Source organism: Pseudomonas sp. LBUM1662, from assembly GCF_059695915.1.
This window is the reverse complement of sequence record NZ_CP166793.1, coordinates 2,186,096-2,205,498: the sequence shown is the minus strand read 5'-3', so window position 1 is coordinate 2,205,498 and position 19,403 is coordinate 2,186,096. Positions and strand designations below refer to the sequence as shown.

The 19,403-nt window shown below is 58.5% G+C and carries 17 protein-coding genes; 14 read left to right on the top strand and 3 right to left on the bottom strand.

The window, feature by feature from the left end; genetic code table 11:
• Window positions 1-26 precede the first annotated feature (26 nt).
• Window positions 27-1,100, bottom strand: coding sequence for a 23S rRNA (cytidine(2498)-2'-O)-methyltransferase RlmM (gene rlmM, locus ACA049_RS09980; RefSeq protein ID WP_497335028.1), 1,074 nt, complete (start codon window positions 1,098-1,100; stop codon window positions 27-29).
• A gap of 222 nt (window positions 1,101-1,322) precedes the next feature.
• On the opposite strand from rlmM, the gene acnA reads away from it, so the two are divergent.
• The 4 genes from acnA to ACA049_RS09960 all read left to right on the top strand — a co-directional run bounded on the left by acnA (window position 1,323) and on the right by ACA049_RS09960 (window position 8,022).
• Entirely contained in the window at window positions 1,323-4,064 is a 2,742-nt protein-coding gene (acnA, locus tag ACA049_RS09975) for an aconitate hydratase AcnA (RefSeq protein ID WP_497335026.1), read from the top strand.
• Between the two features lie 234 nt (window positions 4,065-4,298).
• A complete protein-coding gene (locus ACA049_RS09970; protein WP_497335024.1) occupies window positions 4,299-5,090 on the top strand; it encodes a CPBP family glutamic-type intramembrane protease in 792 nt (263 codons plus the stop codon).
• Between the two features lie 103 nt (window positions 5,091-5,193).
• A complete protein-coding gene (locus ACA049_RS09965; RefSeq protein WP_497335023.1) occupies window positions 5,194-6,759 on the top strand; it encodes a methyl-accepting chemotaxis protein in 1,566 nt (521 codons plus the stop codon).
• Between the two features lie 729 nt (window positions 6,760-7,488).
• Window positions 7,489-8,022 carry a hypothetical protein gene (locus ACA049_RS09960; RefSeq protein WP_497335022.1) on the top strand — a complete coding sequence of 178 codons (534 nt, stop codon included), beginning with the start codon at window positions 7,489-7,491 and terminating at the stop codon, window positions 8,020-8,022.
• A gap of 117 nt (window positions 8,023-8,139) precedes the next feature.
• Here the strand turns inward: ACA049_RS09960 and ACA049_RS09955 are convergent, their stop codons facing one another.
• Window positions 8,140-8,817, bottom strand: coding sequence for an alpha/beta family hydrolase (locus ACA049_RS09955; RefSeq protein ID WP_497335020.1), 678 nt, complete (start codon window positions 8,815-8,817; stop codon window positions 8,140-8,142).
• A gap of 99 nt (window positions 8,818-8,916) precedes the next feature.
• Between ACA049_RS09955 and ccoN (ACA049_RS09950) the strand changes: the two genes are divergently transcribed.
• The 8 genes from ccoN (ACA049_RS09950) to ccoP (ACA049_RS09915) all read left to right on the top strand — a co-directional run bounded on the left by ccoN (ACA049_RS09950) (window position 8,917) and on the right by ccoP (ACA049_RS09915) (window position 15,819).
• A complete protein-coding gene (gene ccoN / locus ACA049_RS09950; RefSeq protein ID WP_497335018.1) occupies window positions 8,917-10,341 on the top strand; it encodes a cytochrome-c oxidase, cbb3-type subunit I in 1,425 nt (474 codons plus the stop codon).
• 10 nt (window positions 10,342-10,351) lie between these two features.
• Entirely contained in the window at window positions 10,352-10,960 is a 609-nt protein-coding gene (ccoO, locus tag ACA049_RS09945) for a cytochrome-c oxidase, cbb3-type subunit II (RefSeq protein ID WP_109628942.1), read from the top strand.
• Window positions 10,961-10,963: 3 nt separating this feature from the next.
• Window positions 10,964-11,164 carry a cbb3-type cytochrome oxidase subunit 3 gene (locus ACA049_RS09940; RefSeq protein WP_497335016.1) on the top strand — a complete coding sequence of 67 codons (201 nt, stop codon included), beginning with the start codon at window positions 10,964-10,966 and terminating at the stop codon, window positions 11,162-11,164.
• Complete coding sequence (ccoP, locus tag ACA049_RS09935; RefSeq protein ID WP_497335014.1) at window positions 11,161-12,114, top strand: cytochrome-c oxidase, cbb3-type subunit III; 954 nt, start codon at window positions 11,161-11,163, stop codon at window positions 12,112-12,114. Before ACA049_RS09940 ends, ccoP (ACA049_RS09935) begins: the two co-directional genes overlap by 4 nt.
• A 483-nt stretch (window positions 12,115-12,597) precedes the next feature.
• Entirely contained in the window at window positions 12,598-14,040 is a 1,443-nt protein-coding gene (gene ccoN, locus ACA049_RS09930; RefSeq protein ID WP_109628938.1) for a cytochrome-c oxidase, cbb3-type subunit I, read from the top strand.
• A complete protein-coding gene (gene ccoO / locus ACA049_RS09925; RefSeq protein ID WP_010456412.1) occupies window positions 14,040-14,648 on the top strand; it encodes a cytochrome-c oxidase, cbb3-type subunit II in 609 nt (202 codons plus the stop codon). Before ccoN (ACA049_RS09930) ends, ccoO (ACA049_RS09925) begins: the two co-directional genes overlap by 1 nt.
• Window positions 14,649-14,653: 5 nt before the next feature.
• Entirely contained in the window at window positions 14,654-14,839 is a 186-nt protein-coding gene (locus ACA049_RS09920) for a CcoQ/FixQ family Cbb3-type cytochrome c oxidase assembly chaperone (RefSeq protein ID WP_003175465.1), read from the top strand.
• Window positions 14,836-15,819 carry a cytochrome-c oxidase, cbb3-type subunit III gene (ccoP, locus tag ACA049_RS09915; RefSeq protein ID WP_497335012.1) on the top strand — a complete coding sequence of 328 codons (984 nt, stop codon included), beginning with the start codon at window positions 14,836-14,838 and terminating at the stop codon, window positions 15,817-15,819. Before ACA049_RS09920 ends, ccoP (ACA049_RS09915) begins: the two co-directional genes overlap by 4 nt.
• 82 nt (window positions 15,820-15,901) lie before the next feature.
• Here the strand turns inward: ccoP (ACA049_RS09915) and ACA049_RS09910 are convergent, their stop codons facing one another.
• Window positions 15,902-16,891 (bottom strand): metallophosphoesterase family protein, encoded by a 990-nt coding sequence (locus tag ACA049_RS09910; RefSeq protein WP_497335010.1) that lies wholly within the window; start codon window positions 16,889-16,891, stop codon window positions 15,902-15,904.
• A 455-nt stretch (window positions 16,892-17,346) separates the two neighbouring features.
• On the opposite strand from ACA049_RS09910, the gene ccoG reads away from it, so the two are divergent.
• A complete protein-coding gene (gene ccoG / locus ACA049_RS09905) occupies window positions 17,347-18,762 on the top strand; it encodes a cytochrome c oxidase accessory protein CcoG (RefSeq protein ID WP_497335008.1) in 1,416 nt (471 codons plus the stop codon).
• 11 nt (window positions 18,763-18,773) lie between these two features.
• Window positions 18,774-19,313 (top strand): FixH family protein, encoded by a 540-nt coding sequence (locus ACA049_RS09900; RefSeq protein WP_149417176.1) that lies wholly within the window; start codon window positions 18,774-18,776, stop codon window positions 19,311-19,313.
• Window positions 19,314-19,403: the final 90 nt, after the last annotated feature.

Below are 19,403 nucleotides of genomic sequence, written 5' to 3'. Positions count from 1 at the left end.
CCTGTAGGACTGTAGGGGCCAATCTGCTATCGGGACTTGGGTTTTTTCGTGTCCAGTCGGCGCAGGTGGCAGGTCACTTCTTCGCGATCGTGATACAGCTGCTTGCAGCCAATCTCAACCCGAATACCACGCTCCTTGAAGCCGTCGGCAATCCGTTCCAGCAAGCGTTTCACTTCGGCGTAACGCTGTTTCATCGGCAGTTTCAGGTTGACCACCGCTTCACGGCAATGCCCCTCGCCAATCCATTCTTCCAGCATCGCGGCGTTGCGCGCCGGTTTCTCGACGATGTCGCAGACCATCCAGTCCACCGGTTGCCGCGGCTTGAAGGTGAAACCGTCGGCCATCAAATGCTGCACCAGACCGGTGTCCATCAGGCTTTCAGCCATCGGGCCGTTGTCGATCGCGGTCACCAGCATGCCGCGGTTGACCAGTTGCCAGGTCCAGCCGCCGGGTGCGGCACCGAGGTCAACACCGGTCATGTCGCTGTGTAGACGTTCATCCCACTGATCGCGAGGGATGAAGTGGTGCCACGCCTCTTCCAGCTTCAGCGTCGAACGGCTTGGCGCTTCACGCGGGAACTTCAGGCGTGGAATGCCCATCGGCCACATCGCCGAGTTGTTGGATTCGGCCAGGCCCATGAACACTTCGCGGCCGCTTTTGAAGGTCAGCAGCAGACGCGGCTTGTGCTCGTCTTCCACCAACTTGCCGGCGGCCATCAGGGCTTTACGCAGGTGGACTTCGAACTTTTTGCAGAAGTTCGACAGTTCCTTGCCATCGTTGGTGTCGACCATTTCCAGCCACAGGCTGCCGCACAGCGGGAAGTCCGCCATGTGCGCGAGGATCACGCTGATGCGGTCGGTTTCCGGCAGATCGATGAAGATCCCGCGCGCCCATTGGCGCGGGAAGATCAGTTCGGCGAAACGCTGGCCGCGCATCAGGCGCTCGGCGCCGTCTTCTTCGGTGCAGATGAATTCGGCGCAGGCGCTGGCGGTCTTGGCCTTGGCATAACCGGCCACGTTCAGCCGTGCGGCGTGTTCGGAAATCTCGGAACAGACTTCGCCTTCGAAGCCCGGCCGGCAGTGCATAAAGAGGGTGTTCATTCTTACTCCTGGGCAGTTGGCGAAGAATTCAGCCACTGCGCGATGCCCAGGCTTGCGTTGAAGCAAAGCCTGTCACGAAAACCGGCGCATGATAGCCGAGTTCGGAACCTCGGACTTGTCGATAGAGTCCAGTTATTAGCCAGCTACTTAAAACAGGGCTAGTTTTAATGCTCTGTCCGTCCCCTCAGTCCGTAGCCGTGCGGACTCAAAGGAGTGATCGCAATGCCGTCCCTCGATAGCCTGAACACCCTTAAAACCCTGCAAGTCGACGACAAGACCTACCATTATTTCAGTCTGCCCGACGCTGCCAAGAGTCTCGGTGACCTCGACAAGCTCCCCATGTCGTTGAAAGTGCTGCTGGAAAACCTGCTGCGCTGGGAAGATGAAAAAACTGTCACCGGCGCCGACCTTCGGGCGATTGCCGCCTGGCTCAAGGAGCGTCGCTCCGACCGCGAAATCCAGTACCGCCCTGCCCGCGTCTTGATGCAAGACTTTACCGGCGTGCCTGCCGTGGTCGACCTGGCCGCCATGCGCGCCGCCATGGCCAAGGCCGGCGGTGACCCGCAGCGGATCAATCCGCTCTCCCCCGTGGACTTGGTGATCGACCACTCGGTGATGGTCGACAAGTTCGGCAGTTCCAGCGCCTTCGAACAGAACGTCGACATCGAAATGCAGCGCAACGGTGAGCGTTATGCGTTCCTGCGCTGGGGCCAGAGCGCCTTCGACAACTTCAGCGTGGTGCCGCCGGGCACCGGTATTTGCCACCAGGTCAATCTGGAATACCTCGGTCGCACGGTCTGGACCAAGGAAGAGGACGGCCGCACCTACGCCTTCCCCGACACCCTGGTCGGCACTGACTCCCACACCACCATGATCAACGGCCTCGGCGTGCTCGGCTGGGGCGTCGGCGGGATTGAAGCGGAAGCAGCGATGCTCGGCCAACCCGTATCGATGCTGATTCCGGAAGTGATCGGCTTCAAACTCACCGGCAAGCTCAAGGAAGGCATCACCGCCACTGACCTGGTGCTAACCGTCACGCAGATGCTGCGCAAGAAAGGCGTGGTCGGCAAATTCGTCGAATTCTACGGTGATGGCCTCGCCGATCTGCCGCTGGCCGACCGCGCGACCATTGCCAACATGGCACCTGAATATGGCGCCACCTGCGGGTTTTTCCCGGTGGACGACATCACGCTGGAATACCTGCGCCTGTCCGGTCGCCCGCTGGCAACCGTGAAACTGGTCGAGGCCTACAGCAAAGCCCAGGGCCTGTGGCGCCTGCCGGGCCAGGAACCGGTGTTCACCGACACCCTGGCGCTGGACATGGCCAGCGTCGAAGCCAGCCTGGCCGGGCCGAAACGCCCACAGGACCGGGTCTCGCTGCCGAATGTCGCGCAAGCGTTCAGTGATTTCATCGACCTGCAATTCAAACCCACCAGCAAGGAAGTCGGTCGCCTCGAAAGCGAAGGCGGCGGAGGCGTGGCGGTGGGCAATGCCGATATGACCGGTGAAGCCGACTACGAATACGACGGTCAGACCTATCGGTTGAAAAACGGCGCGGTGGTGATCGCCGCGATCACCTCCTGCACCAACACCTCCAACCCGAGCGTGATGATGGCCGCCGGGCTGGTGGCGAAAAAAGCCGTGGAGAAAGGCCTCAAGCGCAAACCGTGGGTCAAGAGTTCGCTGGCCCCGGGCTCGAAAGTGGTCACCGACTACTACAAGGCTGCCGGCCTGACTCAATACCTGGATGAACTGGGTTTTGATTTGGTCGGCTACGGCTGCACCACCTGCATCGGCAACTCCGGCCCCTTGCCGGAACCGATCGAGAAGGCCATCCAGGCCGCCGACCTGACCGTCGCCTCGGTACTCTCGGGCAACCGTAACTTTGAAGGTCGCGTGCATCCGCTGGTGAAAACCAACTGGCTGGCGTCTCCGCCACTGGTCGTGGCCTATGCGTTGGCCGGTACGGTGCGCACCGACATCAGCAGCGAACCGTTGGGCAACGACAAGGACGGCAATCCGGTGTACCTGCGGGACATCTGGCCGAGCACCAAAGAGATTGCCGACGCCGTGAATCAGGTCAACACCGCCATGTTCCACAAGGAATACGCCGAAGTGTTTGCCGGCGATGAGCAATGGCAAGCGATTGAAGTGCCGCAAGCGGCGACCTATGTGTGGCAGGACGATTCGACGTACATCCAGCATCCGCCGTTCTTCGATGACATCGGCGGGCCGCCGCCGGTGGTCAAGGACGTCGCCGGGGCCAGGGTTCTTGCGCTGTTGGGTGACTCGGTGACCACCGACCACATCTCCCCCGCCGGCAACATCAAGGCCGACAGCCCGGCCGGCCATTACCTGCGCGAGAAAGGCGTGGAGCCACGAGACTTCAACTCCTATGGTTCCCGTCGCGGCAACCACGAAGTGATGATGCGCGGCACTTTCGCCAATATCCGCATTCGCAACGAAATGCTCAGCGGCGAAGAAGGCGGCAACACGATTTACATCCCGACCGGGGAAAGGATGCCGATCTACGACGCGGCCATGCGCTATCAAGCGTCGGGCACGCCGCTGGTGGTGATCGCCGGGCAAGAATACGGCACCGGCTCGAGCCGCGACTGGGCGGCCAAGGGCACCAATCTGCTGGGTGTGAAAGCAGTCATCGCCGAGAGCTTCGAGCGGATTCACCGTTCCAACCTGGTGGGCATGGGCGTGCTGCCGTTGCAGTTCAAACTGGATCAGAACCGCAAGAGCCTGAACCTGACCGGCAAGGAAACTGTGGATATCCTCGGTTTGACCGGCGTCGAGTTGACGCCGCGGATGAACCTGACACTGATCATCACCCGTGAAGACGGCAGCCGCGAGAAGATCGAGGTGCTGTGCCGGATCGATACGCTCAATGAAGTGGAATACTTCAAGTCAGGGGGGATTTTGCATTACGTGTTGCGGCAGTTGATTGCGTCGTAACCACCTGCTGACAAAAACACCGCCTTCGGGCGGTGTTTTTATTTGTGTCGCATACGTCCCTATACTCCTGCGCCCAAAGTGCAAACAACGCCGATCAAAATGTGGGAGCGGGCTTGCTCGCGAAAGCGGTTTAGCTGTCGACGATGATGGTGAATGTTATGGCCTCTTCGCGAGCAAGCCCGCTCCCACAGTGGATCGAGTCAAACCGAAAAATTTCGGACACAAGGATTTTCAATGATTGCCCTGCCATGGACTTACCTGGCCCTTCTCTCCCTCGGCTACGCCCTCGCCCTGACCTACGGCCAACTCGGCTGGCTCGCCAGCATCTCCGTCGCGTTGCTGCTCGTGGCCGGTTTCGCAGTCCGTCAGCAAAAAATCCCTGTCGCTCGTTACCTCGGTCACGCCCTGTTCATCTTCATGGCCCTGGCGCTGGCGATGCACTGGCTCCCCGGTTTCTACAACGGTCGCGGCATCGCCCCACAACGCTTCACCGTCGATGCCGTGCCGTTTTCCATGTACCTGAATCAGGACAAACCCCTGATCGGCTTCTGGCTGTTGCTGGTGTGTCCGTGGATTATCGGCCGCCGTTCGCTGCGCCTTTCCCTCTATGCCACCGCTATGGCGCTAACCCTGAGCGCCTTGCTGGCCTTGGGTGGTGCGCTCTTGCTGGGGGTGATCAGTTGGGCACCGAAGTGGCCGGACGAAGCCGGCCTGTGGGTGCTGAACAATCTGTTGCTGGTAACGCTAGTGGAGGAAGCGCTGTTTCGCGGGTACGTCCAGGGCGGTCTCAGCCGTTTCTTCAAACACCTGCCCTACGGTGAAAACCTGGCGTTGCTGCTCGCCTCGCTGTTATTCGGTCTGGTGCATGTGGGTGCGGGTTGGCACTGGGTGCTGCTGGCAGGACTGGCAGGTGTCGGCTATGGTCTGGCCTACCGTTTTGGCGGTTTGGGGGCGGCCATCGCCACCCATTTCGGCTTGAACCTGCTGCATTTCGCCCTGTTCACCTACCCGATGCTCGCCGGCTGAGGCAATCTCCGTTTTGCGACGTGCTGCCGATTATTGAAAAATAATTTCAATAAAATCCTGACGCCGCCGACAACCTCTCAAAGCCTTGCGGATTGAAAAAGCCATGCGTAACAACCAGCCCACCACACAACGCGAACGGACCTTCCCGGCTCAGCAACGGTTGATTTCCACCACCGATGCCAAGGGCGTGATCACCTACTGCAACGACGCCTTCGTCGAAATCAGCGGGTTTTCTCGTGAGGAGCTGATCCGTGCGCCGCATAACCTGGTCCGTCACCCCGACGTCCCGGCCGCGGTGTTCGCGCACATGTGGGCCACGCTGAAACAAGGCTTGCCATGGATGGGCATTGTCAAGAATCGCTGCAAGACCGGTGATCACTACTGGGTTAACGCCTATGTCACGCCGGTGTTCGAAGGCAATCAGGTGGTCGGCTACGAATCGGTGCGGGTCAAACCCACCGCCGAGCAGATCCGCCGTGCCGAAGCGCTCTACCAACGCATCAACCAGGGCAAGTCGGCCATTCCTTCGACAGACAAATGGTTGCCGGTGCTTCAGGACTGGCTGCCGTTCATTCTGGTCAGCCAACTGAGCTTCATGATCGGTGCCACGCTGACGTCCCAGTGGGGCTTCGCCCTCGCCGCCGGACTTTCGGTGCCGCTGGGCCTGTTGGGCTTGAGCTGGCAACAGCGTGGCCTCAAGCGCTTGCTGCGCCTGGCCGAGCAGACCACCTCCGACCCGCTGATCGCGCAGATGTACACCGACAGTCGTGGCGCCCAGGCGCGTCTGGAGATGTCGATCCTCAGCCAGGAAGCGCGTCTGAAAACCTGCCTGACCCGTTTGCAGGACACCGCCGAGCACCTGACCGAGCAAGCCAAGCAGTCCGACGCCCTGGCCCACAACAGCTCCACTGGCCTGGAACGTCAACGCGTCGAAACCGAGCAAGTGGCCACCGCCGTCAATCAGATGGCCGCCACCACGCAGGAAGTCGCCAGCCACGTACAGCGCACCGCTGACGCCACTCAGGAAGCCAATCGCTTGACCGGTCGCGGCCGCGACATCGCAGGCGAAACCCGTGAAGCCATCCAGCGCCTGTCGGTGGTGGTCGGTGAAACAGGGGCGACCGTCACCCAACTGGCCAAGGACAGCGACGAAATCGGCGGCGTGGTCGATGTGATCAAAGGCATCGCCGACCAGACCAATCTGCTGGCGCTGAACGCTGCCATTGAAGCAGCACGTGCCGGCGAGATGGGCCGTGGTTTTGCGGTGGTGGCTGACGAAGTGCGTCAACTGGCGCAACGCACCAGCGAATCCACCGGGCAGATCCACGCGCTGATCGCCAAACTGCAGCAAACCGCCAGCACTGCGGTGCAAACCATGGAAGCCGGGCATCGCCAGGCGGAAGAAGGCGTGGCGCGGGTACTGGAAGCGGATCAGGCACTGGTGGGCATCAGCGAAGCGGTGGCCAACATCACCGACATGACCACCCAGATTGCGGCGGCGACTGAAGAGCAAAGTGCAGTGGCTGAGGAAATCAGCCGCAACATCAGCAACATCTCGCAATTGGCGGATCAGACGTCGGAACAGGCGCAACACTCGGCGTTGTTGAGTGAAGAGCTGACGAAGACTGCCAACACGCAGTACTCGTTGGTGGAGCGGTTTAATCGCTGATTGGATTGGTGATTCAAAAAACCCGGATAGCGAGAGCTTCCGGGTTTTTTATTGTGGCTCACCGCGTGACTACACATAGGAGCGCCATGCCCTACAAGCACGCCAGAATCCGCTGACTGGTGCACTTTTTGGGTCGGTTCTATCGTTTGCCGGTAGAAACCCAATCCCTTAAGCTGGTCAGTATGAATACATCTCCTTTGGAGGCTCCGATGGCCACCACCAGAAAGATCGACAAGCCGGTCAAAAAGTCATTCGCGATGAACTGACTTTTCTTGATGTCCGGCAAGCCGCGCGTGATGGGCAGAAAGCGTTCGATAAATATGTGATCACTGGCAAGCTACCCATAACAAAGTAGCCATAGATGCCAGCAGTCAAAATCTCTGCGCTTTTCGAACAAATCAAAAACTGGAGTAACTTCGCCGCTCATTTTTATAACTACAAAGTGTGCGGTGAACTGCCCGCTATTTTCGGGTTGGTGGAGCGGTTTAGCCGCTGATCTCTACAAGCTGTGCAAAAACCCGGAAGGTGATGCTTCCAGGCTTTTTATTGCCTCATGGAAAGCAATACCGGGATGCACGATTGGCCGCTAGCCAGTGCACCCACATTTGAAATCCGGCGTCTAGCTGTCAGGTCTGACAGTAGACGCACCCGTACGGGCGGGATATCAATTGAGTGCCGGTATAGCCCGTCGGCATTTACTTCATACCCATTCCAGAGAAGGATTTCGCAATGACCACTAAAGATTTTTTCATCCCTAAGGAAAATACTATTCAGGTGCCGGGAGACGAATTTAACTGGAACTTCGAAGGTAAACCGATTCATGCAAAAGACACCTCTTTTTACCGAAGCCTATTCGAACCTACCGGCGAAGAAAGCTGGGTTTTCGCCGGCTCGATCGGATCAGGCGATGAAGAGAACTACTTCAGCTTTCTTCTTATGGTGCCTTACATCGATGACAACCAGTTGGAACAGACCTACAAGCTTGGGGACGGGCAGGATCTGCATGTGTCACACACCCACTCGATTCCCGCCCCTCCAGGGTTCAACGGCTTTAGGGTTGTCTACGCAGATGATGCCGAACTGACAATCACACTAGATCCGGTCAAGGGAACTGTAAAAGGTGACTACAACGCCAAATTCAAAACCTATCGTTTGAGTCCCAACGGCACTTTCAATCTGAAAAGAGACAATCAAAAAGCTAAAACAAAAACACTTGATGTACTTTCGTTGTTTATTACCAGATCGTTGATCAATGGCGCCTGACTGATCGCCTTCGCGGGCAAGCCTCGCTCCTACCGGGGTTATCGGTGGCCGTTCAATAGCATACGACCTGTAGGAGCGAGGCTTGCCCGCGAAGGGCCTTGAGCAGCACCACAAAAATCACTGAGGGAATGAGGCCACTTTCATCGCCGCAGCCGCCAGATGCTGCTCATGGGTAAACCCCGAAGCCTTCAACGGCTTCAAATCATGATCTCCCGCCACCAGCCAGAACATTTCGATACTCGGCGATAGCGCGTACCCCTCGACCGTCTCCCGATTACCCAGAGCATCGCGCTCGCCCTGCACGATCAACGTCGGCGTCTTGAGCCCGGCCAAATGCTCGACCCGAGGCCTCCCTGGTTTGCCCACCGCATAAAACGGATAACCGAGGCACACCAAGGCATCCGCACCAAACTCATCCGCCAACAGACTGGCCATCCGCCCGCCCATGGACTTGCCGCCAATGGCCAGGCGCCCAGTGACATGGCGTCGCACCTCGGCATACACCTCACGCCAGCATTCCAGCAGTTTCGGTGCCGGATTCGGTGGACGCTTGCCCCCGTCAACACGCCGTTGCGCCATGTACGGAAACTCGAAGCGCAACACGTTAACGCCTTGATCGGCGAGGCGTGCAGCCATGTCGTTCATCCAGCCGCTGTCCATTGGCGCGCCTGCGCCGTGGGCGAGGATCAGCGTCGTCGATGCAGGTCCTGAGGCGGCATTCCACAACCATCCATGATCGCGCGCACACTGCGCCCATTGATCCCCGTCAATACTGGCCTTGTGCTGTTTGTCCATGCTTGCCTCGCTTTTAGTCTGCCTATAACTCCAGGCGAAGGACGCGCTGCCTTTTTGTCGCAAGCGCGCTCACTTCGGCTGAACCGTGGATGGGGAACCATGAACACTTCTATCAGTACCGCCTACAACTACAAGGTGGTCCGCCAATTCGCCATTATGACGGTGGTGTGGGGCATCGTCGGCATGGGGCTCGGGGTTTTTCTCGCGGCCCAATTGGTCTGGCCTCAACTCAACTTCGATTTGCCGTGGACCAGTTTCGGCCGGTTGCGCCCGCTGCACACCAACGCAGTGATCTTCGCCTTCGGCGGTTGCGCCCTGTTCGCCAGTTCGTTCTATTCGGTGCAACGCACCTGCCAGACACAATTGTTTGCGCCAAAAATCGCCGCGTTCTGCTTCTGGGGCTGGCAAGTGGTGATCCTGCTGGCGGCGATCAGCCTGCCGCTGGGTTACACCAGTTCCAAGGAATACGCCGAGCTGGAATGGCCGATCGACATTCTGATCACCATCGTCTGGGTTGCCTACGCCATCGTGTTCTTCGGCACATTGGCAAAGCGCAAGACCAAGCACATCTACGTCGGCAACTGGTTCTTCGGTGCGTTCATCATCACCGTGGCGATTCTGCATATCGTCAACAACGTTGAGTTGCCGGTGAGTTTCACCAAGTCCTACTCGGTGTATGCCGGTGCGACCGATGCCATGGTGCAATGGTGGTACGGCCACAACGCCGTAGGCTTTTTCCTCACCGCCGGTTTCCTCGGGATGATGTACTACTTCGTGCCGAAACAGGCCGAGCGTCCGGTGTATTCCTATCGCTTGTCCATCGTGCACTTCTGGGCGCTGATCACCCTGTACATCTGGGCCGGTCCGCACCACTTGCACTACACCGCGCTGCCGGACTGGGTGCAGTCGCTGGGCATGGTGATGTCGCTGATCCTGCTGGCACCGAGCTGGGGCGGCATGATCAACGGGATGATGACCCTGTCGGGCGCCTGGCATAAGTTGCGCAGCGACCCGATCCTGCGCTTCCTCGTGGTCTCGCTGGCGTTCTACGGCATGTCGACCTTCGAAGGGCCGATGATGGCGATCAAGACGGTCAACGCCCTCTCCCACTACACCGACTGGACCATCGGCCACGTTCACGCCGGGGCACTCGGCTGGGTGGCGATGATTTCCATCGGCGCGCTGTACCACATGATCCCGAAAATCTTCGGTCGAGCGCAGATGCACAGCATCGGCCTGATCAACGCGCACTTCTGGCTCGCCACCATCGGCACCGTGCTCTACATCGCGTCCATGTGGGTCAACGGCATCGCCCAGGGCCTCATGTGGCGCGCAGTCAACGAAGACGGCACGCTGACCTACTCCTTCGTCGAAACCCTGGTGGCCAGCCACCCAGGCTTCGTCGTGCGACTGGTGGGCGGTGCGATCTTCCTCAGCGGCATGTTCCTGATGGCTTACAACACCTGGCGCACCGTGCGGGCCTCGCAGCCTGCCGAAGTCGCCGCTGCCGCGCAGATGGCCTGAGGAGTCCGCCATGAAACACGAAACAATCGAGAAAAACGTCGGCCTGCTGATGCTGCTGATGGTCCTGGCCGTGAGCATCGGCGGTCTGACCCAGATCGTCCCGCTGTTCTTCCAGGACGTGACCAATAAACCGGTGGAAGGCATGAAGCCCTATACCGCGCTGCAACTGGAAGGTCGCGACATCTACATCCGCGAAGGTTGCGTCGGCTGCCATTCGCAGATGATCCGGCCGTTTCGCGCCGAAACCGAACGTTACGGGCACTATTCGGTGGCCGGTGAAAGCGTCTGGGATCACCCGTTCCTCTGGGGCTCGAAACGCACCGGTCCGGACCTGGCCCGGGTCGGCGCGCGTTACTCGGATGACTGGCACCGCGCGCACTTGTACAACCCGCGCAACGTCGTACCCGAGTCGAAGATGCCGGCCTACCCATGGCTGGTCACGCAAGCGGTCGACAGCAGCCACACCGAAACCAAGATCCGCACGATGCGCACCCTCGGTGTGCCGTACAGCGATGACGACATCAGCGGCGCGGTCGCCAGCCTCAAGGGCAAGACCGAAATGGACGCACTCGTTTCTTACCTGCAAGTGCTCGGCACTGCCATCAAGAGCAAGAGGTGAGCCATGGTCATTGAAATGAGCACAGGCCTGATCCGTGGCCTCGGCACGGTTGTGGTGTTCGTGGCCTTCGTCGGCCTGACGCTGTGGGTGTTCAACAGCAAGCGCAGTCCGGAATTCGCCGAAGCGCGCTTGCTGCCGTTCGCCGACGAACCACAACCCGACAGCACCCAAGAACCTGCAACAACAAGGAGTACCCGGCCATGACCACCTTCTGGAGTACGTGGATCTGCGTACTGACCATCGGCAGCCTGATCGGCCTGACCTGGCTGCTGATCGGCACCCGCAAGGGCGAAACCAAGGGCAGCGTCGACCAGACCATGGGCCACAGCTTCGACGGCATCGAGGAGTACGACAATCCGCTGCCGCAGTGGTGGTTCATGCTGTTCGCCGGCACGCTGGTGTTTGCCGTGGGCTACCTGATTCTTTATCCCGGCCTGGGCAACTGGAAAGGCATCCTGCCGGGTTACGAGGACGGCTGGACCGGCGTCCACGAATGGGAAAAGGAGATGAACAAGGCGGACGCCAGGTTCGGGCCGATCTTCGCCAAGTTCGCCGCCATGCCGGTGGAAGAAGTGGCCAACGACCCGCAAGCGCTGAAAATGGGCGGTCGCCTGTTCGCCTCGAACTGCTCCGTATGCCACGGCTCGGATGCCAAGGGCGCTTTCGGCTTCCCGAACCTGGCCGACAGCAACTGGCGCTGGGGCGGCGATGCCGAGATGATCAAGACCACGATCATGGGCGGTCGCATGGCGGCCATGCCAGCCTGGGGTGAAATCCTCGGCGAGGCCGGCGTGAAGAACGTGGCCGCGTATGTGCGTCACGAACTGGCCGGCCTGCCATTGCCGGCTGACGACACCGCCGATCTGCACGCCGGACAGCAAGCGTTCAGCACTACGTGCGTAGCCTGTCATGGGGCAACCGGCAAAGGCACTGAAGCTATGGGCGCGCCGAACCTGACGCAACCGGCCGGATTCATCTACGGCACCAGCCTGGCACAACTGCAACAGACCATTCGCCATGGCCGCCAGGGCCATATGCCGGCGCAGAACGAACTGCTCGGCAACGACAAGGTGCAATTGCTGGCTGCTTACGTGTACAGCCTGTCCCACGGCTTGAACACCGAGCGTTTGCAAGCCGAAGGCAAACGCGAATAAATCTCGACCGCTCTACTGCCGCATTCTCCCGGATGCGGCAGTTCCCTGCCTCTTTGCGACCAAGTGTCGCACCCCTCCGTTGGTCCTCCTTTCGGTTCACCTGATTCGGGTCTAAGCTTGCTCCGATGCGAACTGGCATGAGCCGGTTCCAGGTCGACTCAACCCGATGTGTTCGACGAATCTGCTCGATGACAGGCCGCAAAGGCTGGTAGATACCGGCTGTCGTGCCAATTGCCATCGGTCACCCGATCGTTGTGTTTGAACACACCCCGTAACAACTGACCTGACCCCCTCATCATTTTCGTTTGCTGCGACATTTTGTCCGAGGTCGATTTTGTCCTTACGCGGCGCATGGAAAGGCCGCAGAATCAGCTTTTGAAAGCATTGACCCAGGTCATGGCGCGTTGCAATGACCCCCCGCTTTCTACATACTTGCGGCCGATTTTTACTCCTAATAAAACACCCAAACCGTGGAACCTTAGAATGAGCACAGCAATCAGTCCGACTGCTTATAACTATAAGGTAGTCCGCCAGTTCGCCATCATGACGGTGGTCTGGGGGATCCTTGGCATGGGGCTTGGTGTCTTCATCGCCTCACAGCTTGTATGGCCGGAATTGAACTTCGGTCTGCCGTGGACGACTTTTGGACGCTTACGCCCGTTGCACACCAACCTGGTGATTTTCGCCTTCGGTGGTTGTGCTCTGTTTGCCACTTCTTATTACGTCGTGCAGCGAACCTGCCAAACGCGACTGATTTCCGACAGCCTCGCAGCCTTCACCTTCTGGGGTTGGCAAGCGGTGATCGTCGGCGCGATCATTACCTTGCCGCTGGGTTACACCACCACCAAGGAATACGCGGAACTGGAATGGCCCCTGGCTATTCTGCTGGCCATCGTCTGGGTGTCCTACGGTCTGGTGTTCTTCGGCACCATCACCAAGCGCAACACCAAGCACATCTATGTGGGTAACTGGTTCTACGGTGCCTTCATCGTCGTGACGGCGATGTTGCACATCGTTAACCACGCCTCCCTGCCGGTCAGCTTCTTCAAGTCCTACTCGGCCTACGCCGGTGCGACTGACGCGATGATCCAGTGGTGGTACGGCCACAACGCGGTGGGTTTCTTCCTGACCACCGGCTTCCTGGGGATGATGTATTACTTCGTTCCGAAGCAGGCCGAGCGTCCGATCTACTCCTATCGCCTGTCGATCGTGCACTTCTGGGCGCTGATCACCCTGTACATCTGGGCCGGTCCGCACCACCTGCACTACACCGCTCTGCCGGACTGGGCTCAGTCCCTGGGCATGGCGATGTCGATCATCCTGCTGGCTCCGAGCTGGGGCGGCATGATCAACGGCATGATGACCCTGTCGGGCGCCTGGCATAAGCTGCGCACCGACCCGATCCTGCGCTTCCTGGTGGTGTCGCTGGCCTTCTACGGCATGTCGACCTTTGAAGGCCCGATGATGGCCATCAAGACCGTGAACTCGCTGTCGCACTACACCGACTGGACCATCGGCCACGTACACGCCGGTGCCTTGGGCTGGGTAGCGATGATCTCGATCGGCGCCATCTACCACATGATCCCGAAACTGTTCGGTCGCGCCCAGATGCACAGTATCGGCCTGATCAACGCGCACTTCTGGCTCGCGACCATCGGCACCGTTCTATACATCGCTTCGATGTGGGTCAACGGCATCACCCAGGGTCTGATGTGGCGTGCAATCAACGACGACGGCACCCTCACCTACTCGTTCGTCGAAGCGCTGCAAGCCAGCCACCCCGGTTTCATCGTTCGCGCCCTGGGCGGTGCGTTCTTTGCCAGCGGCATGCTGTTCATGGCCTACAACGTATGGCGGACCGTACGTGCCTCGAACCCGGCTGAAGCCGAAGCCGCCGCTCAGATTGCTGTAGTTGGAGCTCACTGATGAAGCATGAAGCAGTCGAGAAGAATATTGGCCTGCTGGCCTTCTTCATGGTTATCGCCGTCAGCGTCGGCGGCCTGACCCAGATCGTTCCGCTGTTTTTCCAGGACGTCACCAACAAGCCGGTCGAAGGCATGAAGCCTCGCACCGCCCTTGAACTGGAAGGCCGCGACATTTACATCGCCAACGGTTGTGTCGGCTGCCACTCGCAGATGATTCGCCCGTTCCGTGCTGAAACCGAACGTTACGGCCACTACTCGGTCGCCGGTGAAAGCGTCTGGGACCACCCGTTCCTGTGGGGTTCCAAGCGTACCGGTCCGGACCTGGCCCGTGTCGGCGGCCGTTACTCCGATGACTGGCAGCGTGCGCATTTGTACAACCCGCGCAACGTAGTGCCCGAGTCGAAAATGCCGGCCTACCCGTTCCTCGTGGAAAACAAGCTCGACGGCAAAGACACCGCCAAGAAAATGGAAGTCTTGCGCACGCTCGGCGTCCCTTACACCGATGAAGACATCGCCGGTGCCAAGGATGCTGTGAAGGGCAAAACCGAAATGGACGCGCTGGTGGCCTATCTGCAAGGCCTGGGCACCATCATCAAAAGCAAACGGTGATTTAGATGGATATCGGGATGATTCGTGGCCTGGGCACCGTTGTTGTGATGGTGGCCTTCATCGGTCTGGCGTTGTGGGTGTTCAGCCCCAAGCGCAAGTCGGAGTTTGAAGACGCGACCTTGCTGCCTTTCGCGGATGATCCCGAAGCCATCAAGCACGTCGAGCAAGCTTCTAGGAGTAACAAAGAATGACTACGTTCTGGAGTCTGTACGTCACAGTCCTCAGTCTCGGCACCATCTTCGCCCTGACCTGGCTGCTGCTGTCCACCCGCAAGGGCCAGCGCAGCGAAGCCACCGAAGAGACGGTTGGCCACTCCTTCGACGGGATCGAGGAGTACGACAACCCACTGCCGAAATGGTGGTTCATGCTGTTCGTGGGCACCATCATCTTCGCCCTGGGCTATCTGGTGCTGTACCCGGGCCTGGGCAACTGGAAAGGCCTGCTGCCGGGTTACAACTACCTGGATAACGAGAAGCAGACCGCGTTCGCCAACGGCCAGACCGGCTGGACCGGCGTTCACGAGTGGGAAAAGGAAATGGCCAAGTCGGACGCCAAGTTCGGTCCGATCTTCGCCAAGTTCGCTTCCATGCCGATTGAAGAAGTCGCCAAGGACCCGCAAGCCCTGAAGATGGGTGGCCGCCTGTTCGCCTCCAACTGCTCGGTCTGCCACGGCTCCGACGCCAAGGGCGCTTATGGCTTCCCGAACCTGACCGACGCCGACTGGCGCTGGGGCGGCGAAGCGGAAACCATCAAGACCACCATCATGGGTGGCCGTCACGCGGTCATGCCGGCGTGGGCCGAGGTGATCGGCGAGCAAGGCGTTGCGGACGTTGCTTCGTTCGTACTGACCAACCTCGATGGCCGCAAGCTGCCGGAAGGCACCAAGGCTGATCCGGTTGCCGGCCAGAAGCTGTTCGCCGCCAATTGCGCGGTATGCCACGGTCCGGAAGGCAAAGGTACGCCAGCGATGGGCGCACCTAACCTGACTCACCCGGCCGCGTTCATCTACGGTTCGAGCTTCGCTCAACTGCAGCAGACCATCCGTTACGGCCGTCAGGGCCAGATGCCTGCGCAAGAACAGCTGCAAGGCAACGACAAGGTTCACCTGCTGGCCGCTTACGTCTACAGCCTCTCTCACGGTGAGAAAGCGCCGGTGGCGGACACCCAGTAAGGCAAACGCTTGATGTAACAAAAAACGGCCCCGCCAATGTGAATTGGCGGGGCCGTTTTGGTTGACGGTAGACAGCGAAGGTTTACCTGACTGGAATCGTTTTCAAGAAGGTACGGCTCGGCCAGTGGTTGCCTTTGACAAGGTCAACGGTCACGGATTTCCGGTCTTTCGAAATGCGGGCAATCAAGTACGTCTGTTGTGAAGCTGCGCCGCTAAGGAACAAGGGCACATCGCCAAAATAGTATCCACCCCGATAGGCCCCGGCGTCCTGGTGTATATGACCTGCGAAGACAGCGGTGACCTTATAGTCTGCGATCATCTTGCGGAATCTGTCGACCTGCTCCGAACTGCCTTTCCAATGACCGGGTTTATGCATATTAAGAAGGATGATCTGACCTTTGGCATATGCTGCTTTCAAATCCTTTTCCAACCAATCCAGCGAGTCCGTGATTTCGAACGTAGTCGGGTTCAGGGAATGGGAAATTCGATCCGAGTACGTCGGCTCGTTGTTCAACTGAACAAAATGCACATCTCCAACATCTCTGGACCAGGCGAGACTTCCGGAATACAGCTTATTATAGAAAGGACCACTGATCTTTAAATCGAAATTCCCGACTTTATCGCGATGATGCTCCTCGAAGTCTGTAATACTGCCCGCCGCGCAATTAGCGGAAAAACAATCGAGGTTTTCAAAATCATGATTACCCAGCCCGTATACAAATTCACTACCGAAATACTTCTTCTGCACCGAGCGTATATAAGAACGCTGCCAGCCATGACCATATGCCGTGATATCACCGTTGATCATGACAGGAACTTCCATCTCCGGACGGCTCTTCCTGAAGTGAGCAATATCGGAGTACTGACTTTCGATTAGTGTTCGGGATCGGGCTTCCTTTTCAGAACTCGACTCCTCTACACCCGCGTCCGTTTTATCTGTCCAGGGGTATTGCGGATCAGATGTAAATATCGCGAACTCAGGATTGTTCGTGCTCGGCACATACGCCGCATAACTGACTACCGAGATCATTGCGAAACCAACAAACAAAAAACTTTTTGCTAACAACTTCATAGAATTCCATTTCCATTAAAACCAAATAATAGCGGCGAATAATCGCCGAAAGCAAACTTATGCTAAAACATTGAAAAATAAAATACGCCACTACCATCCAATTAATTAATAGTGTTTCAATCAATGGAAGTTCTCACGCCATTAAAGTCGCCTGTTTTTATAGCCAAACAGCTAAGCGGGAGCCAAGACAATGAGAGCGAAACGTTTGCTCTCCCTTCCCTCGCATGAAATCGGGCCTTGCTCACCCAAAATTCGTCCATACTTCACAAGTCAATTGATCTGCATCACGATTTGTTACATTTGCTACACCATTCGGGTTTTTTCCCCAACGCGACCAAAGGTCGCACCCTTGACCTAGAGCGACAGGCGTATCATTACGCCACTGCAACACCTCTTTTTGACCGCGGTCGGCACGTACTGACCGGGGCATTTTTCCACTGCCGTGGGATGCAATGATGAGTAACCAGATTCCGGTACACGACGTCACACCGCCAGCCAAGAACGCGAACAACAGCGTCGACCTCTACGCCTCTCGAGAAAAAATCTACACTCGTGCCTTCACCGGTCTGTTCCGCAACCTGCGGATGATGGGCGGTGCCGGGTTGTTTCTGCTGTATTTCGGTACGGTCTGGCTGAGCTGGGGTGGCCATCAGGCCGTCTGGTGGAACCTGCCGGAACGCAAGTTCTTCATCTTTGGTGCAACCTTCTGGCCTCAGGACTTCATCCTGCTCTCGGGGATCCTGATCGTCAGCGCCTTCGGCCTGTTCTTCATTACCGTGTACGCCGGGCGGGTCTGGTGCGGCTATACCTGCCCGCAGAGTGTCTGGACCTGGATTTTCATGTGGTGCGAGAAGGTCACCGAAGGCGACCGCAACCAGCGCATCAAGCTCGACAAAGCGCCCATGAGCGCCAACAAATTCCTGCGCAAATTCAGCAAACACTCGATGTGGCTGTTGATCGGCTTCGTGACCGGCATGACCTTCGTCGGTTACTTCTCGCCGATCCGCGAACTGACCATCGACTTCTTCACCGGCGAAGCCGATGGCTGGTCGTATTTCTGGGTCGGCTTCTTCACCCTCGCCACCTACGGCAATGCCGGCTGGTTGCGCGAGCAGGTGTGCATTTACATGTGCCCGTACGCGCGCTTCCAGAGCGTGATGTTCGACAAAGACACCCTGATCGTTTCCTACGACCCGCGCCGTGGTGAAAGCCGCGGCCCGCGCAAGAAAGGCGTCGACTACAAGGCCGTGGGCCTGGGCGACTGCATCGACTGCACCATGTGTGTCCAGGTCTGCCCGACCGGTATCGACATCCGCGACGGCCTGCAAGTCGAATGCATCGGCTGTGCGGCCTGCATCGATGCCTGCGACAGCATCATGGACAAGATGGATTACCCGCGCGGCCTGATCAGCTACACCACCGAGCACAACCTGTCCGGGCAAAAAACCAATAAACTGCGCCCGCGCCTGATCGGCTACGCCACGGTGCTGCTGGCGATGATCGCCTTGCTGATGACCGCGTTCTTCATGCGTTCGCTGGTCGGTTTCGACGTCAGCAAGGACCGCGTGCTGTACCGCGAGAACGCCGAAGGCCGGATCGAAAACGTCTACAGCCTGAAGATCATGAACAAGGATCAGCGCGACCACACCTACGTGCTCGAAGCCGCTGGCCTGCCGGACCTCAAGCTGCAAGGCAAGCGCGAGATCAAGGTCGCCGCCGGGGAGATTTTCAGCCAGCCGGTCGAACTGTCCAGCGCACCGGAGAAACTGCCATCGAGCACCAACGAGGTGAAATTCATCCTCAAGGATGCCGATGACGACAGTGTCCACATTGAAGCCAAGAGCCGGTTCATCGGCCCACAAGTTCGTTGAGAGAAGTGATCATGCCCGCAGCAAATGCCGCAAGTCCCTGGTACAAGCACCTTTGGCCGTGGATCATCATCGCCATCCTGGCGTGTTCCGTGACCCTGACCTTGTCCATGGTGACGATCGCAGTGAACAACCCGGACAACCTGGTCAACGACAACTATTACGAGGCCGGCAAAGGCATCAACCGCTCCCTCGACCGTGAGTTGCTGGCGCAGACCCTGCTGCTGCGTGCCAGCGTTCATCTGGACGACGTGACCGGTGAAGTCGACCTGCGCCTGAGCGGCAACAGCCAACCGAAAACCCTGGAGCTGAACCTGATCTCGCCGACCCAGCCGGAGAAAGATCGCAAGATCACCCTGGCACGCAGCGAAACCGAACAGGGCCGTTACATTGGCCAGTTGAGCGACAAGGTCGACGGTCGCCGCTTTGTAGAACTGCTGGGCGTACAGGACGACAAGACCTGGCGCATGTTCGAAGAAGAACAGGTCAGCCATGACAAGGATCTGCTGCTCGGTGATGAACCGCTGCAAGGCGCCGAAGACCTGAAGAAGTAAAAGCCAGCGCTTCGCGCATCGCGAGCAAGCTCGCTCCCACAGGGTTTTGTGAACGCCACAAATCCAATGTGGGAGCGAGCTTGCTCGCGA

Excerpts from the sequence above, each read along its gene's own strand:
- ccoN (WP_497335018.1), top strand. The coding sequence starts at position 8,917 with ATGAACACTTCTATCAGTACCGCCTACAACTACAAGGTGGTCCGCCAA.
- ccoG (WP_497335008.1), top strand. The coding sequence starts at position 17,347 with ATGAGTAACCAGATTCCGGTACACGACGTCACACCGCCAGCCAAGAAC.
- ccoP (WP_497335012.1), top strand. The coding sequence starts at position 14,836 with ATGACTACGTTCTGGAGTCTGTACGTCACAGTCCTCAGTCTCGGCACC.
- ACA049_RS09910 (WP_497335010.1), bottom strand. The coding sequence starts at position 16,891 with ATGAAGTTGTTAGCAAAAAGTTTTTTGTTTGTTGGTTTCGCAATGATC.
- rlmM (WP_497335028.1), bottom strand. The coding sequence starts at position 1,100 with ATGAACACCCTCTTTATGCACTGCCGGCCGGGCTTCGAAGGCGAAGTC.
- ACA049_RS09960 (WP_497335022.1), top strand. The coding sequence starts at position 7,489 with ATGACCACTAAAGATTTTTTCATCCCTAAGGAAAATACTATTCAGGTG.
- ccoN (WP_109628938.1), top strand. The coding sequence starts at position 12,598 with ATGAGCACAGCAATCAGTCCGACTGCTTATAACTATAAGGTAGTCCGC.
- ACA049_RS09920 (WP_003175465.1), top strand. The coding sequence starts at position 14,654 with ATGGATATCGGGATGATTCGTGGCCTGGGCACCGTTGTTGTGATGGTG.
- ccoP (WP_497335014.1), top strand. The coding sequence starts at position 11,161 with ATGACCACCTTCTGGAGTACGTGGATCTGCGTACTGACCATCGGCAGC.
- ACA049_RS09900 (WP_149417176.1), top strand. The coding sequence starts at position 18,774 with ATGCCCGCAGCAAATGCCGCAAGTCCCTGGTACAAGCACCTTTGGCCG.
- acnA (WP_497335026.1), top strand. The coding sequence starts at position 1,323 with ATGCCGTCCCTCGATAGCCTGAACACCCTTAAAACCCTGCAAGTCGAC.
- ACA049_RS09970 (WP_497335024.1), top strand. The coding sequence starts at position 4,299 with ATGATTGCCCTGCCATGGACTTACCTGGCCCTTCTCTCCCTCGGCTAC.
- ccoO (WP_010456412.1), top strand. The coding sequence starts at position 14,040 with ATGAAGCATGAAGCAGTCGAGAAGAATATTGGCCTGCTGGCCTTCTTC.
- ACA049_RS09965 (WP_497335023.1), top strand. The coding sequence starts at position 5,194 with ATGCGTAACAACCAGCCCACCACACAACGCGAACGGACCTTCCCGGCT.
- ACA049_RS09955 (WP_497335020.1), bottom strand. The coding sequence starts at position 8,817 with ATGGACAAACAGCACAAGGCCAGTATTGACGGGGATCAATGGGCGCAG.
- ccoO (WP_109628942.1), top strand. The coding sequence starts at position 10,352 with ATGAAACACGAAACAATCGAGAAAAACGTCGGCCTGCTGATGCTGCTG.
- ACA049_RS09940 (WP_497335016.1), top strand. The coding sequence starts at position 10,964 with ATGGTCATTGAAATGAGCACAGGCCTGATCCGTGGCCTCGGCACGGTT.